Source organism: Wenyingzhuangia gracilariae (assembly GCF_056387575.1).
The window spans coordinates 2,936,622-2,953,073 of sequence record NZ_CM150748.1 but is presented as its reverse complement, the minus strand read 5'-3'; the positions used below and the strand labels follow the sequence as shown (position 1 = coordinate 2,953,073).

At 32.5% G+C, this 16,452-nt stretch carries 13 protein-coding genes; 5 read left to right on the top strand and 8 right to left on the bottom strand.

From position 1 onward, the window contains the following. Window positions 1-2: 2 nt before the first annotated feature. Window positions 3-1,685, bottom strand: coding sequence for a 2-succinyl-5-enolpyruvyl-6-hydroxy-3-cyclohexene-1-carboxylic-acid synthase (menD, locus tag ACY2IJ_RS13010; protein WP_476724762.1), 1,683 nt, complete (start codon window positions 1,683-1,685; stop codon window positions 3-5). A 79-nt stretch (window positions 1,686-1,764) separates the two neighbouring features. Between menD and ACY2IJ_RS13005 the strand changes: the two genes are divergently transcribed. The 5 genes from ACY2IJ_RS13005 to mqo all read left to right on the top strand — a co-directional run bounded on the left by ACY2IJ_RS13005 (window position 1,765) and on the right by mqo (window position 8,000). Next, window positions 1,765-2,304, top strand: coding sequence for an NUDIX hydrolase (locus ACY2IJ_RS13005; RefSeq protein WP_476724761.1), 540 nt, complete (start codon window positions 1,765-1,767; stop codon window positions 2,302-2,304). Between the two features lies 1 nt (window position 2,305). After that, entirely contained in the window at window positions 2,306-4,219 is a 1,914-nt protein-coding gene (locus ACY2IJ_RS13000) for a DUF294 nucleotidyltransferase-like domain-containing protein (protein ID WP_476724760.1), read from the top strand. Between the two features lie 12 nt (window positions 4,220-4,231). Continuing rightward, a complete protein-coding gene (locus tag ACY2IJ_RS12995; RefSeq protein WP_476724759.1) occupies window positions 4,232-4,927 on the top strand; it encodes a 3'-5' exonuclease in 696 nt (231 codons plus the stop codon). 102 nt (window positions 4,928-5,029) lie between these two features. Then, entirely contained in the window at window positions 5,030-6,475 is a 1,446-nt protein-coding gene (locus tag ACY2IJ_RS12990) for a catalase (protein ID WP_476724758.1), read from the top strand. Window positions 6,476-6,611: 136 nt separating this feature from the next. Next, window positions 6,612-8,000 (top strand): malate dehydrogenase (quinone), encoded by a 1,389-nt coding sequence (gene mqo / locus ACY2IJ_RS12985; protein ID WP_476724757.1) that lies wholly within the window; start codon window positions 6,612-6,614, stop codon window positions 7,998-8,000. Window positions 8,001-8,097: 97 nt separating this feature from the next. Here mqo and ACY2IJ_RS12980 read toward each other — a convergent pair whose 3' ends face one another. From ACY2IJ_RS12980 to ACY2IJ_RS12950, 7 genes are all read right to left on the bottom strand, one after another. Further along, entirely contained in the window at window positions 8,098-8,757 is a 660-nt protein-coding gene (locus ACY2IJ_RS12980) for a class I SAM-dependent methyltransferase (protein WP_476724756.1), read from the bottom strand. A 15-nt stretch (window positions 8,758-8,772) separates the two neighbouring features. Then, entirely contained in the window at window positions 8,773-9,720 is a 948-nt protein-coding gene (locus ACY2IJ_RS12975; protein ID WP_476724755.1) for a family 16 glycosylhydrolase, read from the bottom strand. Window positions 9,721-9,816: 96 nt separating this feature from the next. Then, a complete protein-coding gene (locus ACY2IJ_RS12970) occupies window positions 9,817-10,932 on the bottom strand; it encodes a DEAD/DEAH box helicase (protein ID WP_476724754.1) in 1,116 nt (371 codons plus the stop codon). A gap of 207 nt (window positions 10,933-11,139) precedes the next feature. After that, a complete protein-coding gene (gene glmM / locus ACY2IJ_RS12965) occupies window positions 11,140-12,534 on the bottom strand; it encodes a phosphoglucosamine mutase (RefSeq protein WP_476724753.1) in 1,395 nt (464 codons plus the stop codon). Window positions 12,535-12,558: 24 nt separating this feature from the next. Beyond that, window positions 12,559-13,650, bottom strand: coding sequence for an LptF/LptG family permease (locus ACY2IJ_RS12960; RefSeq protein ID WP_476724752.1), 1,092 nt, complete (start codon window positions 13,648-13,650; stop codon window positions 12,559-12,561). Between the two features lie 2 nt (window positions 13,651-13,652). Then, complete coding sequence (gene tgt, locus ACY2IJ_RS12955) at window positions 13,653-14,783, bottom strand: tRNA guanosine(34) transglycosylase Tgt (protein WP_476724751.1); 1,131 nt, start codon at window positions 14,781-14,783, stop codon at window positions 13,653-13,655. A gap of 158 nt (window positions 14,784-14,941) precedes the next feature. Beyond that, complete coding sequence (locus tag ACY2IJ_RS12950; protein ID WP_476724750.1) at window positions 14,942-15,979, bottom strand: LamG domain-containing protein; 1,038 nt, start codon at window positions 15,977-15,979, stop codon at window positions 14,942-14,944. Window positions 15,980-16,452 lie beyond the last annotated feature (473 nt).

The following is a 16,452-nucleotide window of genomic DNA, read 5'->3' as shown; positions in this document are numbered from 1 at the left end:
ATCTATATATTAAACGATTCAAAATATGTTTTCAAAACCTGATCGTTTTTATCACTTGGTGTGAAAACCTCTATTATTTTTGGTTGCTGACTTTTTAAATAAAAAGATGTCATTTCTTTTTCTAAATCATCAATCCCATTGGCTGTTATATATGCAAAGCCATACATTTTTGCTAAATGCTCTGCGGTTAATCCGTGTGGGGTTTCAAAATAAGACAAGGCTCCGGTTGTTTTGGGGCCAGGTAAAATTTTAAAAATTCCTCCTCCGTTATTATTTATAATTACAATTCTAAAATTATTAGGAATGTAAGTATTCCACAATGCATTGCTGTCATACAAAAAACTAATATCGCCTGTAACCAGTGTTACTTGTTTTTCTGATTGCATAGCATAACCAATTGCTGTAGATGTACTACCATCAATACCACTAGTTCCTCTATTGCAAAAAACAGCTACAGAGTCATCAATATCAAATAATTGTGCATAGCGAACTGTTGCACTATTGCTTAAATGCAAAACAGAATTTTTAGGAAAGAACGACACCAAAATATCAAACACCTTAAAATCAGAATATTCACAAGATGCTACATATTCTTGATGTTTGTTTTTTCTATGTTTTTTAATTTTTAATCCTTGTTGCTGATATGTACTTTCTTTAGGTTTTGTTAACCAAAAAAATTGGCTAAAAAACAACTCAGACGAAACTTTAAAATGATGAGTTAATGCAAAAAAAGTATCATACCCTGTTGTACTGTGTACTGCCCAGTGTTCTTTAGGTTTAAAAGCCCTTAAGTATTGCTTAATTCTTTTTGAAACCACTAAACCTCCAAGAGTTAACAACACATCTGGCTGATAAAATTCTTTATCTGATTCTGAAAAACCTGCTAAGAACTGATCTATGTTATTAATCGTATTGTTAGAGTTAATATTCGAATTGGTTTCGGTTAATACTAAAACGGATGGATCTTTTAACAAATGATCTATTTGCGTTTGCAACAATTCACTAGGCTGATGCACTCCTATTAAAACCATTTTTTTAGCCGCTTTATTCCATATACCTGCAAACTCTTCTAGTTCTTTTAACTCCAAAGGAGTTTCTGTAAGCTCTTGCTCTTCTGTTATTTTTTCTAAAGGATACGCTAACATATCTGGAACCAAATTATACAAAGGCTCATCAAAAGGAACATTAATGTGCACAGGTCCTTTTTGGGTATTTGCAATCTTTATGGCTTTGTATAGTTGTTCTTTATTAGCTATTTTATCAGCATCTGCCTTAATTTCTACCAAATCGGCTTCAAACAATATATGATTTTTAAAAACTCCTTTTTGTCTAATGGTTTGCCCATCTCCTACATCTATTAAATGTTTAGGCCTATCTGCAGAAATTACAAGTAAAGGAATGTGGCTATAAAAAGCTTCTGATACTGCAGGGTAATAATTTAACAAAGCAGAGCCTGAGGTGCACACAACCGCCGTAACTTTTTGTTTTTTTTGAGCCATTCCTAAAGCGACAAAAGCTGCACAACGCTCATCTACTAAACTATAGGTATTCACTTTAGACATTTGACTAAAACCTATAGTTAATGGAGCATTACGAGACCCTGGTGATATTACAACCTCGCTAACATGATTGGATACACAAGAAGCTACAACCAATTGTGCCAATTCATTTTCAGGATATTTCATTTGGTATTTTCTCTCTAATAAGAGTGTAAAATTACAAATAAAAAGATAGTATCTTTACCCTATACAGTTTCTTTTTATTATGGATGAACTTATAGATATTGTAAACCTTAAAGGAGAACCTACAGGCAATGCTTGTATGAAAAGTTTTGCACATCAGAATGGAATTTTACACGCTAGTGTACATATATGGTTTTATACACCAAAAGGAGAAGTTCTGCTCCAAAAAAGAGACAAAACCAAAGAAATTTACCCAGACTTATGGGATGTGTCGGTAGCAGGCCACATAGCTTCGGAAGAAGATTATACAAGTGCTGCCATCAGAGAAATAAAAGAAGAAATTGATTTATCTGTTTCTACAAAACAATTAAACTACAAGGGTATTTGGGAAGAAAAACACTTCCATGCTAATGGACTTATAGATCATGAAATTCATCATATTTTTTTAAGTGAATTGCATACAGAACTTTCCCAATTAACCCCACAAACATCAGAAGTAAGCGATTTAAAATTAGTTCCTATTGATTTTTTAGAAAACAATTACATCCATACTCATAGTTTTGTTCCTCATCAGGTTGATTACTACAAACACATACTTAAATTACTAAGAGAAAGCCTTTAGAATGAAAAATAGCATTGCAGAAAGAATTACAGATTTTATTAAAAATTATCCTCCTTTTGATAATTTATCTTATAACGATTTATACAAACTTGCTGTAGAAACAAATGTTTTGTACTTAGACAAAGACGAAACATTGTATTCGCAAGGAAAACCCGCCAAAGACCATTTTTATATTGTAAACCAAGGAGCTATACGTATATATAGACAAGACGGAGAAAAAACAATAGAAGTTGAAATGTGTGATGAAGGTGATGTTCTTGGTTTAAGACCTTTAATTGTTAACGAAAACTACATTCTAAACGCCAAAGCCTATGAAGAATCTATTGTTTATGCCATTCCAATTCAAATATTTAACGAGCAATTTGTAAACAATGCCGAAATTAGCAAATACCTAATTACACGTTTTGCAAGTAACTCTACCACCCGTTTTTCTCAAGAAGAAAACGAACGAATTTTTGCCGACTATAAACGTACAAGACAAACAGATTACTTTAGTTCTAAAATAGGTAATTTAATGACAACGGCTATTAGTTGTACACACAAACACACCGTTAGAGAAGCTGCTTTAATTATGAGCGAAAACAAAATTAGCTCTATTTTTATTTTAAAGAAAAACAAACCAACAGGAGTTATTACCAACAAAATATTATTGCACACCGTAGCCACAGGTAAATATTCTATTGATGAAAGTGTGAAAGAAATAATGGGAAGCCCTGTTGTAACAGCTTCTTCAGACATTTCTATAGCCGAAGCACAAATTATTATGCTTCAAAAAAAAGTAGAAAACATTTGTATTACAGAAGATGGTACCAAAAACAGCAAAATGCTGGGAATGGTTACACAACAAGACATTGTAGCATCGTTAAGTAACAACCCTGCTGTGTTAATGAAACAAATTAGCAGAGCCAGAACCGTTTCTAGATTAAGAGATTTAAGACAACAATTAAACGATTTATTAAAAAGATACATAGATCAACATATTTCCTTTACCCACACACTAACTGTTGTTGCAGAACTTAACGAGTCTATCAATCAAAAAGTGGTAGAACTATCTGTAAAAGAATTAAATAAAACTCCTCCTTGTAAATTTGCTTTTTTTGCACTTGGTAGTCAAGCCCGTAAAGAGCAGCTTATTCCAACCGATCAAGACAACGGAATTATATTTGATGATGTTTCAGAAGACCAAACAGAAGCTGCCAGAAGTTTTTTTATAGAGCTTGCCACTCTAATTACTAAAAACCTACACTCTATTGGCTATGAATACTGTCCGGCAGAAATGATGGCTAGCAACCCTAAATGGTGTTTGAGCAAAAAAGAATGGAAAAAACAATTTGAAGATTGGATTTACAACCCTACAGAAAAAAACATTTTGTTAACCGCAATATTTTTTGATTTTAACTTTGTGTACGGAACAAAAAAATTAGTTGATGAATTGTCTGCATCTGTTTATAAACATACCAAAGACAATAAACGCTTTTTTATGTTCTTAGCTCAAGATGCATTAAAAAGCCCAAGTCCTTTAGGATTTTTTAGACAATTTTTAGTAGATCAAGACGGAGCCCATAAAGACCATTTTAACATTAAGCAACGTGCCATAATGCCTCTTATTGATGCTGCTAGAATTTTAACACTACAACACAATTTAAAAGGAATTAACAACACAGCAGAAAGATACTACAAACTAAGAGAATTAGAACCTCAAAACGCAGAAGTGTACGAAGCTTGTGCCTATGCTTTTAAAGCCTTGCTAAAATTTAAAACAAAAAACGGACTAACTACTTTAGGAGAAGATGATGGTAAATTTATAAAACTAGAAACGCTATCAAAATCAGACAAAGTAAAACTAAGACGTTGTTTTAAACCTATTAAAAGTATTCAAGAAATTATTAGCGTTCGTTACCAAGCAAACATCTAAATCTAATTATCTATGATTCAATTTATTGTTAAAAACATAAATTATTATTTCAAAAAAAAGCACCATCCAGATTATTGGAAAGAGTATGTAGAATCCTTAAAAAACCTTAACAATAAATCTATCAAAGAATCTAAATTTGTGGTTTTTGATTGTGAAACTTCTGGACTAGACCCAAAAAACGATAGAATATTATCTATGGGAGCAGTCACAATAGAAAACAATACAATTCACGTTAAAAATACATTTGAAAAATATTTAGAACAAGAAGTGTTTAAAAGAGAAAGTGTAGCTATACACGGCTTGTTAAAAAAAGGGCATTATCACAAATGTAATGAAGAAGAAGCCATACAAGCATTTTTAAAATATGTAGAAGGAGCTATAATTGTTGGACATCACATTAACTTTGATGTAAACTGTGTAAACTATGCTTTAAAAAGAATGGGGCTTCCCAAACTAAAAAACAAAACACTAGACACCAATATTTTATTTAAAAAAACAAAACATCAAGTATATGCCGATGTGTACAACAAAGTATTTAGTCTTGATGAAATTTGCGAAGAATTAAAAGTTAAAAAGAAAGATAGACACACTGCTTATGGTGATGCCTACATTACTGCTATTGCTTTTTTTAAAATATTAGGACGACTTAACAGAAACAACGATTTAACCCTAAAAGATTTGTTTTACACACCAAAAATGATTTATTAAATAGTTTTACAACATACAGCTATTACAAAAATCAATAGAAATAAATATTTCAATCATTATTTACTATGTAGTTTTGTTTTTATAACAAAATCACAAATCATAATGAAAAAATTGACTTCTCAAAATGGTGCACCTATATCAGATGACCACAACAGTATTTCGGCAGGTAAAAACGGATCTTTAACCTTTGACAACTGGCAACTAATGGAAAAATTAGCTCACTTTAACAGAGAGAGAATTCCGGAAAGAGTTGTACATGCAAGAGGATATGGTGCTTATGGTACCTTTAAACTTACCAAAGATTTAAGCCAATATACCCTTGCTAATTTTTTACAAAATGTAGGCAAAGAAACCAAAGTATTTGCCCGATTTTCTACAGTAGCAGGAGGTCAAGATTCTAGCGATTATGTAAGAGATGTAAGAGGATTTTCTGTAAAATTTTACACAGAGCAAGGAAACTGGGACATGGTAGGAAACAACACACCAGTGTTTTTCTTAAGAGAGCCTTCTAAATTTCCTGACTTTATACATTCACAAAAAAAAGATCCTAAAACAAATGTTCCCAATCCATCAAATCATTTTGAATTTTGGGCAAACAATCCACAATCTTTACACCAAGTAACTATTTTAATGTCAGAAAGAGGAATTCCGGCCTCTTTAAGAAACATGAATGGTTATGCATCACACACCTTAAGCTTTTGGAACAACAACGGAGAACGTTTTTGGGTAAAATGGCATTTTAAAACCAATCAAGGAATTAAAAACTTAACCAATAAAGAGGCTGCCTTAAAAGATGCACATGGAATGCAAAACGATTTGGTTACTGCCATAGAAAAAGGAGATTTTCCTAGTTGGACTGTTAAAATTCAAATTATGCCAGAAAAAGATGCAGAAACTTATGATATCAATCCGTTTGATTTAACAAAAGTTTGGCCACATTCAGATTATCCTTTAATAGAAATAGGGCAATTGGAATTAAATAAAAATGTAGATAATTACTTTGCAGAAACAGAACAAGCTACGTTTAGCCCTGCTAATTTGGTTCCTGGTTTGGGAGCTTCTCCAGACAAAATGCTACAAGCTAGATTATTTGCATATGGAGATGCACATAGATACAGAGTGGGTGCTAACCACAATCAAATTCCCGTAAACAGCCCAAAATGTCCAGTTCATCATTACCAACAAGATGGTGCTATGGCTACAGGAGGATGTCCTTTTGGTCATACTAATAAAACTGAAACGAGTGTCAACTTTTATCCAAATGATAGAGAAAATGCTCCCCAGCAAGATAAAAGTGTTACCGAACCACCTTTAAGAATTAATGCTGAAACTATTGACAGATTTGATACTAGAGAGGATGATAATTACACGCAAGCAGGTAATTTATTCAGAATTATGACAAACGATCAGAAAGATGCATTAACTAGCAATATTGTTGAAGGGCTACAACATGCCAACACTACTATTCAGCAAAGAATGATTGCTCAATTTCAAAAAGCAGATCCTGAATATGGGCAACTAGTCATTCAAAAACTAAAAAACTGTTAATAATTTAGCATTTATAACGTTTTCGTTAAATTTTTAATTTCTATTAAAAACAAACTAATCTTAGCATAGCTAAGTCTTATTTTAATGACAAGAAACCTATATCTTTGTAGTCTCTAAAAAACAAAGGTTCTAAAAAATGCCCAAAAAATCAATTTCTAAAAAACACTCGTCAAAACATCAACACATTAAACATGCTGATTTTGTATTGATTGGAGGAGGAATTATGAGTGCCACCTTGGCAATTTTACTTTTCGAAAAATTCCCTGGTAAAAAAATTACCATTATAGAAAAGCTTCCTAAAATGGCCGAAGAAAGTTCTGAAGCATGGAACAATGCTGGAACGGGTCATGCCGGAAACTGTGAGTTGAATTACACTCCTGAAAAAGGTGGTGTTGTAGACCCTACAAAAGCCATTAAAACAGCAACACAATTTTATGAAACTTTAGAGTTTTGGAAAGATTGTAAAGAAAAAGGTTACATTCAAAACCTAAACAAATGTATTTCTGAAGTACCACATATTAGTTTTGTACAAGGTAAAAGAGATGTTGATTTTTTAGAAAGACGATGGAATGTTTTAAAAGAAACAACGTTTTTTAAAGACATGGTTTTTTCCAAAGACAAAGACCAAATTAAAGAATGGGTTCCTTTGATGATGGAAGGAAGAAACAAAAGGTCTAGTGTGGCAGCTACCTATATGAAAAACGGATACGATGTTAACTTTGGTGAAATAGCTGAACAAATTTTCCGCTTTTTATCTAAACAAGCCAATGTAGAGCTTATCAACCACAGCAATGTTATTGATATTGAAAAAACCAAAAACAACCGTTGGTTACTTTCTGTAAAAGGACAAAACGTAGGTAAACATTGGAAAATAGTAACCAACTATTTATTTATTGGTGCTGGTGGTGGTGCTTTATCGTTACTAGAAAAATCTGGAATAGAAGAAGCTAGAGGTTACGGAGGGTTTCCTATTAGCGGATTGTGGTTACGTTGTACCAACCCAGATATTATAGAAAGACATGCAGCCAAGGTATATGGAAAAGCTAAAAAAGGGGCTCCACCAATGTCTGTACCTCACATGGATACTAGGGTAATTAATGGTAGAAAAGAATTGTTATTTGGACCTTATGCTGGTTTTACAACCAAGTTTTTAAAGCACGGTTCTTTCTTTGATTTACCTAAATCTGTAGAATTTGACAATATTATGAGTTTGCTTGGAGCAGGATATAACAACCTTCCTTTAGTAGGATATCTTGTAAAACAAGTAAGTTTAAAATTTGAAGATAGAATGGAAATGCTTCGAGAATTTTATCCTGAAGCTAAAGATGAAGATTGGAAGGTTGTAGTAGCCGGTCAGCGTGTGCAAATTATTAAAAAACACAAAAAACGTAGTGGAAAACTAGAGTTTGGAACAGAAATTATTGTTTCTAAAGACAAAAGCATTGCAGCTTTACTTGGTGCTTCTCCTGGAGCTTCTACCTCTTATTCTGTAATGAAAGATGTAATAGAAAAATGTTTTGAATAAGTACAACATACATATTATTCAAAAAAGCTGCTTGAAAAATCAAGCAGCTTTTTTTATGTATAAACACACCTTAACTATACAAAACCTAAGATATTTATTAGTTTACACAATATAAAAATGTTTTTATAATTCCTTGATTGTTTGGTAATTTAACCTGATGCAATAAGGTTTCTTTTTTTATTTTAAAATTAAACGGCGGTTCTAACAAACAGACCCCACTTTTCTTTTTTATTCTAATACCTTGTCCCGAAATAATATCTTTATTAGGTTCAAAATTACCTATGGGATGATGTTCTGTAAGAACTATATACTTGTAGACATTTAATTTTTTTACAATTAATTTTATTTCTTCATTAGACAAATGTTGTAATACTTGTCTTAGCACAACACAATCTGCCTTTGGTAACAAATCTTTAGCAATATCTAAACAATGAAAACTTACGTTTTGACTTGTGAATTTTTGTCTGTTTCTATCAATCAATTGAGGAACAATATCTACAGCTATGTAAGAAGATGTATATGGAGCTATTTGTTTTCCTATATTAAAATCGCCGCAACCTAAATCACAAACCAACAATGGAGTCGCAAAAGAGCTTAGAAAACGCTGAACAGCTTTTATATAAGGATTTACTATTTCTGGCTTATGAGAGCCTTCTCCTGAGTAAAAATCATGTTCACTTCCTCCCCACAAATGCATTTCATATACCTGAATCATAGCTTTGTCTGTAGGCCAAGGTTTTTTCTGTTTATAGGTCATTTGTAAACTAATTCTTTATTCTATCAACTCCCAAGTTCTTACCCAATCGTAATAAGTTGTTCTTTCTTCTTTAGTTCCCTTTAGTCCTCCGTCAGAAGGCACTGGGTTCCAATCATACGTTTCTGTTACCATTCTTAAATACATTGGCAAATCAAAATTTTCTGCAGGAGTTACTTTTTTCAAAAATTTTCCATCTAAAAAAAATAAAACTTCTGTTGGACTTTTCCACCAACAAGCATAAATATGATAATCTTCCCAACATTTAAATGTTGTGTTTACGTTAGAACCTACACTACCTTCTTTCGTTTCATCACACGTTTTATTTCTACTATGTGTGTTAGAAAACATACCGGCATCATGTTTTTGTGCCCAAGCAGGAGCTGTTTCAGATATTCTACCTACTGTTTCTTGAATATCTAATTCTGTTGTTCTTTTATCACACCCTGCTCCTTCTCCTCTATTATTAATCAACCAAAAAGTTGAGGACATAAAGGTTTTACTTGCTTTCATTCTACACTCTAAATACATTCCTGGTTTGGCTGTAGTTTTAGATCTAACCAAACTTCCTGCATGTGTGTAATCTCCTTCTGGCTCGTCTAGTTTGTAGTTGGTAATCTTCATATCTCCATCAGATACGCTAATAGCATCTTCTTTAAATATTCCTGGGGTTCTACCATTCCAACCTGTACCTAACTTTCCCCATTTAACCTCATCTAAAGAATTTCCATCAAACTCATCAGATAGCAAATCTACTTTGGACCAATTTAAATTACTTGTATTAGGATCTTCTCCAGACATAAAACTTGGAACTGTAGCATCGTTTCCTAATTCTGTTTTAGACTCCTCTTCTTTTGGTTCTTCTTGCTTAACTGGTGGAATAAATCCTACTGAATCAGAATCTTTAGAACAAGCTAGCAGTAAAAAAGCACCTAAAAACAAAGTTTGCTTAACATATTTCATCATAATGAGTTGTTTTTCTATACAAAACTAACCCTATTGCGCTTTTAATTAGGAATACGCTAAAACAATTCTATAAGTGATATGTTTTATGTAAAGTGATTATATAGTATATTTTCCAAAATGAATTTTAAATTCTTTTTGTAACGCGTGTAATTGTTCAACTTCGTTTGATAAAACAATAGCTAAAGACAATCCTTTATTTCCTCCACGTGCAGTTCTACCACTACGGTGCACAAAATATTCTGTTTTTTCTGGTAGTTGATAGTGTATGACAAAATTTACATTTGGAATATCTATTCCTCTAGCAGCCACATCTGTACAAACTAGTAATTGACTAGCTCCATTTTTAAACGAACGCAACGATTTTTCTCGATCACGTTGTCCCATGTCTCCTTCTAAAACAGCAATAGAAAAACCTTCTGTTTCTAATTCCTCTTTTAGTTTTTGAGCTCCTAATTTTGTTTTACAAAACACAATTCCTTTTTCCATACCTCTGCTTTCTACAAAGTTTATCAAAACATCTAATTTTTGAGCTAAGGTTGTGCTTATAAATTTATGAGCTATGTTTTCATTGATCAACTGATTTGCTTCTACTTCTACACGAACAGGATTGTTCATATACGTTTTTACCAAACTACCTAAAGCATTGGGAAATGTTGCAGAAAACAGCCAAGTGTTCTTAGTTCCTGTAGAAAATTTTAAAATTCTATTCAAATCAGGTAAAAATCCCATGCTTAGCATTTCATCTGCTTCATCTAACACCAACATTTTAATATTGCTAATATCTATAGCAGATCTATCTAACAAATCACACAATCGGCCAGGTGTAGCAACAACAACGTGTGTGGTTCTTTCTAAATTTGCTATTTGTACATCTATTTTTTCACCTCCATATACTGCTTCACAAAATATTTTTTCAGGAGCATATTTAGTCAGTTTAAACAACTGCTTTTTTATTTGCTGAGCCAATTCTCTTGTAGGAGCTAAAACCAAGGCTTGAATTTCATTCTTATTTGGATTGATTTTTTGCAACAAAGGCAATCCGAATGCGATGGTTTTTCCTGTTCCTGTTTGTGCTTTACCTATATAATCTATTTGCCCTTCCAATAATTTTGGAATAGAACGTTCTTGTATTTCTGTAGGAGTTTTTACTCCCATTTCTTTCATTGATTGTATAAAGTGACTAGCAACTCCTATTTCTTTAAAATTTCTCAAAATTTTATTTTTTTATTTGATTACAAAGGTACTATTATAATTTAGATATCAGATTTGAGAAATTAGATAAAAGAGACTCTCTTTTTATTGCTCCCTTTTTTATAAAAGAAAAGTCCGAGAGAATTTCTCGGACTTTTATTCAGATTTTAGTTCTCAATGAACTTCTCTTTTAACTCATCTCGACTCCGCTCGATGACCTACAAATTCTTACAAACCTGCAATTTCTTTAATTTCATCAATTGCTCTTTGAGCCAATGCATCGGCAGATTGTTGCGTTCCACTTTCTGTATAAATTCTTATGATAGGTTCTGTGTTAGATTTTCTTAAGTGTAACCACTCCTCAGCAAAATCTACTTTAACACCATCAATTGTATTTACTTCTTCGTTTTTATATTTTTCTGCCATAGCAACCAAAATTCCATCTACATCTAATTCTGGTGTTAACTGAATTTTATTTTTACTCATAAAATAAGCAGGATAGCTATCTCTTAACTCTTTACAAGACTTTCCGCAGGTAGCTAAATGAGATAAAAACAGAGCAACTCCTACTAAAGAATCACGTCCGTAATGAGATTCTGGATAAATAATCCCTCCATTTCCTTCACCTCCAATTACCGTATTGGTTTCTTTCATGGCAGTTACAACATTTACTTCTCCTACAGCGCTTGCTGTATAGGTTCCGCCATGTTTTTGCGTAACATCTCTTAAGGCTCTAGATGAAGATAAATTAGAAACCGTGTTACCACCTCCTAATTTTCCAAGTACATAATCTGCACAAGCAACCAACGTATATTCTTCTCCAAACATAGAACCATCTTCACTAATTAAAGCCAATCTATCTACATCTGGATCTACTACAATTCCAAAATCTGCCTTTTCTTTTACCACCAATTTAGAAATATCTCCTAAATGTTCTTTTAAAGGCTCTGGATTGTGAGGAAATTGTCCATTAGGTTCACAATACAGTTTTACACATTCTACACCTAATTTTTCTAACAAAGCAGGAATAAAAATTCCTCCTGTAGAATTTACCGCATCTAGAACTACTTTAAATCCAGCTTTTTGAATAGCATCTACATCTACTAGTTTTAAATTTAACACTTCTTGAACGTGTTTTTCTACATAAGAGTGATCTTCTTTATAAGTACCCAAATCATCTACCTCAGCAAATAGATATGCATCTTTTTCTGCAAATTCAAGAATTTCTTTTCCATCCTCTCCATTTAAAAACTCTCCTTTTTCGTTTAACAACTTTAAGGCATTCCATTGTTTTGGATTGTGCGATGCTGTTAAAATAATACCTCCCTGTGCTTTTTCTAAAGGTACAGCTACCTCAACAGTTGGTGTAGTAGACAAACCTAAATCGATAACATTAATACCTAAACCAATAAGTGTGTTGGTTACCAAACTACTAATCATAGCACCAGAAATACGTGCATCTCTACCTACAACTACATTAATTTCTGTAGCCGATTTATTTCTATCTTTTAGCCAAGTTCCATATGCAGCTGCAAATTTAACAGCATCTAAGGGAGTTAAATTATCTCCTACTTGACCTCCAATAGTTCCTCTAATTCCTGAAATTGATTTGATTAATGACATTTTATTTCAATGTTTTTTAGGTTTTTATCCTTGTTTTTTTTCTTTAATGTATAGGTATACTGCTATTATTCCAAATATAAAATTAGGCAACCAAGCCATAAAAAGTGCGTTAGAATTTGGGGCAGAACCTAATACTTTAGCTACTTTCATAAAGAACACGTAAATAAACATTAGCCCAACTCCAATAGCAAGATTAATTCCAACTCCTCCTCTTTTTTTTCTAGAGGCTAAAGACACAGCTATTAAGGTTAGTACGTATGCAGACACAGGTAAACTTGTTCTTTGGTACAATTCTACATAGTATGAATTTAAATTTTTAACTCCTCTTTTTTCAGATTTTTGAATAAAATCAATCAGCTCATCTGAAGTTAAATTCATAGATTTTGATCCTGATGTTTTTAAATCTTCTGGTGTAAAATCTAAATTCATTTCTTTGTCTTTACCTGATGCTAAAGAATCTCTATTCGCAAATACAAATCTTTCTGTATAATCTGGTAATTTGAAAATTAATTTTTCGGTATCCCAAACAATATTGTTTGAGACTAATTTGTACTTTATTTTTGTTCCATCAAACTCTGAATAAGAAAAGTTAAAACCTCTGTTTCCTGAAATATTAAAACTTTTAATAAATACTTTGGCACTATCATTTAATTGGAGGTTAAAGTTTTTTACATTTCCTCTTCCTCCTACATTTTTATTAATATAACTTCTCTCAAACTTGTGCCTAATTTCATTTCCTTTTGGAACCACAAAATGATTCATAGCCAAGGCAATGCTTGCTAAAATAGTCGCTCCAATAAAATAAGGTCGTAAAAAACGTGTAAAAGAAATATTGGCACTACTAATGGCTATTACTTCTGTATTGTTAGCCAATTTAGAAGTAAACATAATACAAGCAATAAAGGTTGCTAAAGGCAAAAATGTATTTCCGTAATAAACAATAAAATTTAAATAATAATCTCTGATAATTTCTAGAAACGTTAAATCGTCATGACGTAAGAATTTATCTACTTTTTCAGAAACGTCTATTACTACCGCAATGGGTATTAAAATAAACAGTGTAAAAAACACTGATTTTAAGTAACGTAATAGTATGTATTTATCTAATATTTTCAAATTTACAGCCTGTTGTCCATTTGTTTTACCATTTTATCTTTCCACTCTCTAAAGTCTCCTGCTAAAATATGTTTTCTAGCCTCTCTAACCAACCATAAGTAAAATCCTAAATTATGTATGGTAGCAATTTGCTTGCCTAAAAATTCGTTAGAAATAAATAAGTGACGTAAATAGGCTTTAGAATACTCAGTATCTACCCACGTAATTCCTGCAGGGTCTACTGGAGAAAAATCTTTTTCCCACTTTTTATTTTTAATATTAATATGTCCTTGTGATGTAAATAACATTCCATTACGTGCATTACGTGTAGGCATTACACAATCAAACATATCTACCCCCAAGGCTATATTTTCTAAAATGTTAATTGGAGTTCCTACTCCCATTAAATATCTAGGTTTATCTTCTGGCAACACGCTACAAACTGCATCTGTCATTGCATACATTTCTTCTGCAGGTTCTCCTACAGACAATCCTCCAATGGCATTTCCTTCTGCCTCTACAGAAGCTATAAATTCTGCCGATTGTTTTCTTAAATCAGTATACGTACTTCCTTGCACAATTGGAAAAAATGTTTGTGCATAATCATAATGGTACGGTGTTTTTTCTAAATGATTGACACATCGTTTTAACCAACGGTGAGTCATGTGCATAGAACGTTTTGCATAGTTGTAATCACAAGGATATGGAGTACACTCATCAAAAGCCATAATAATGTCTGCTCCAATTTTACGTTGAATTTCCATGACATTTTCTGGTGAGAAAAAGTGATAAGATCCGTCTATATGACTTTTGAACTTTACACCTTCTTCTTTAATTTTTCTACGTCCAGATAAAGAATACACTTGATATCCTCCTGAATCTGTTAAAATAGGACGATCCCAATTCATAAATTTATGCAAACCTCCAGCAGCTTCTAACACTTCTGTTTTAGGTCTTAAATACAAATGATAGGTGTTTCCTAATATAATATCAGGATTGATATCTTCTCTTAACTCACGTTGATGAACCCCTTTTACTGTTCCCATAGTACCTACGGGCATAAAAATTGGAGTTTCTATAACTCCATGGTCTGTAGTTATTTCTCCTGCTCTTGCCTTACTTTTAGGATCTAATGCTTCTATCTTAAATTTCATAGCGACAAAAATAACACTTTGAAATGAACTGTTGTTTTATATTTTACAAAAATGAATTTTCCTCTTGAAAATTATTTTATTTGCCTGTATGCTAACAACAAAAAAGAGAACACATTGGCAATGAACTCTCTTCTTTTTAAACAAGTAATTTTACGATGCTACTCTAATTTCCAAGTTCGTACCCAATCAAACCTTGTATAACGCTCTTCTAAAGGTTTGTTAAAGCCCATTTCTTCTGCAGTAGTTTCTTCAATCCAATCGTAAAAATTACTAGACATAATCAATCGTAAAGGAGCTGTAAACTGAACTGCTGGTGTTACTGATTTTTCAAAATTTCCATCTATATAAAAATCTACTTGATTTCCATCAGCATGCCAAAAAGCTCCATAAATGTGAAATTCTTCAGAGTTTTTAGTTTCAAAATTACTTTTTCCTCCAACAGTTTGTTGTTCTCCATTGTAACACTCTTGCGTACTATGTCTATGCGTGTTGTAGTGAAAAATTCGATCCCAATTAGATTTTATTGCCCAATCATCTTTTGTCCATTCATCACCTAATTCTCCTGTTAATACACCTACGCATTCTTGAATGTCCAATTCCGATCGTTCTCCGTTGTTAGGTGTTTCCTTACATGGCTTGGGCTCAGACATCAACCAAAAAGCAGCAGACATAGCCGTTTTGCTAGCTTTCATTTTTGCCTCCATGTAGTAGCCTGGTTCAGACAACACATTTCCATACACATAAGCCCCTCCATATCTTCTTGTTGCAGGTTGATTTGTTTTGTCTTGAGGAGAATATTTAGGGTTGTCAAATTTTTCACCTTCCAAACGCAACATCCCGTCGGAAACGGTTGCATTTTCAGGTTCAAAAAGAGATCTAGACGAACCATACCATCCTCTATCTTGCTCGTAACTTCCCCATAAATACTGTGGGTTAGGATTCCACTTGTCTACATCTAACGTTTCACCTTCAAACTCATCAGACAATGCAGTTACTTTTACCCATTTCTTTTTACTTTGATTTGGATCTTGATTGTGGTTAAAAGTAGGTTTTGTAGGATCGTCTTTTTCCGTAAACTCTTCTTCTGTTGTAATCTCAGTGTCCGTAGGAGGAACAAATACATCGTTAGATGATGATGTGCATCCTAATATCAAAAAGATGATAGCAATCTTTAGAACATAAAATCGTTTGTTCATTTTTACGTTTTTTTGTGTTTGATAAACGTAAAACTAAAACAACTTTTAATGAACTAAGGCACTTGTTCTGTTGGTTGATAAAACAAATGTTTTTATACTACCACAAATCTCTAAAACACTACTCCAATCCCAAGTGCGTACCCAATCAAAACGAGTATATCGTTCTTCAAGGGGTTTATTTAAAATTATGATGGATTTGACAAATATGTAAGTCGTATTCTTACTTTTTAACAAAACAAATGCCTTAAAGTTACTATACAAAAACTTAACATAAAGCATAAATCTATTCTTGAGCAATATTCTTTAAAGTATCATTTGTTTTTTTAATTACTTTAGGTCTAACAATTTTAAATACCCAATAAAAAAATCATTTTTTATGAGAAAACTCCAATTAATTACACTTTTCACAATACTTCTTTCAGTATTTAGCTGCAAAAAAAAACATCAAAACCATAGCCTTGAACAACCTAACA

Excerpts from the sequence above, each read along its gene's own strand:
- ACY2IJ_RS12980 (WP_476724756.1), bottom strand. The coding sequence starts at position 8,757 with ATGACCTATAAACAGAAAAAACCTTGGCCTACAGACAAAGCTATGATT.
- ACY2IJ_RS12990 (WP_476724758.1), top strand. The coding sequence starts at position 5,030 with ATGAAAAAATTGACTTCTCAAAATGGTGCACCTATATCAGATGACCAC.
- mqo (WP_476724757.1), top strand. The coding sequence starts at position 6,612 with ATGCCCAAAAAATCAATTTCTAAAAAACACTCGTCAAAACATCAACAC.
- ACY2IJ_RS13000 (WP_476724760.1), top strand. The coding sequence starts at position 2,306 with ATGAAAAATAGCATTGCAGAAAGAATTACAGATTTTATTAAAAATTAT.
- ACY2IJ_RS12950 (WP_476724750.1), bottom strand. The coding sequence starts at position 15,979 with ATGAACAAACGATTTTATGTTCTAAAGATTGCTATCATCTTTTTGATA.
- glmM (WP_476724753.1), bottom strand. The coding sequence starts at position 12,534 with ATGTCATTAATCAAATCAATTTCAGGAATTAGAGGAACTATTGGAGGT.
- ACY2IJ_RS12995 (WP_476724759.1), top strand. The coding sequence starts at position 4,232 with ATGATTCAATTTATTGTTAAAAACATAAATTATTATTTCAAAAAAAAG.
- menD (WP_476724762.1), bottom strand. The coding sequence starts at position 1,685 with ATGAAATATCCTGAAAATGAATTGGCACAATTGGTTGTAGCTTCTTGT.
- tgt (WP_476724751.1), bottom strand. The coding sequence starts at position 14,783 with ATGAAATTTAAGATAGAAGCATTAGATCCTAAAAGTAAGGCAAGAGCA.
- ACY2IJ_RS13005 (WP_476724761.1), top strand. The coding sequence starts at position 1,765 with ATGGATGAACTTATAGATATTGTAAACCTTAAAGGAGAACCTACAGGC.
- ACY2IJ_RS12975 (WP_476724755.1), bottom strand. The coding sequence starts at position 9,720 with ATGATGAAATATGTTAAGCAAACTTTGTTTTTAGGTGCTTTTTTACTG.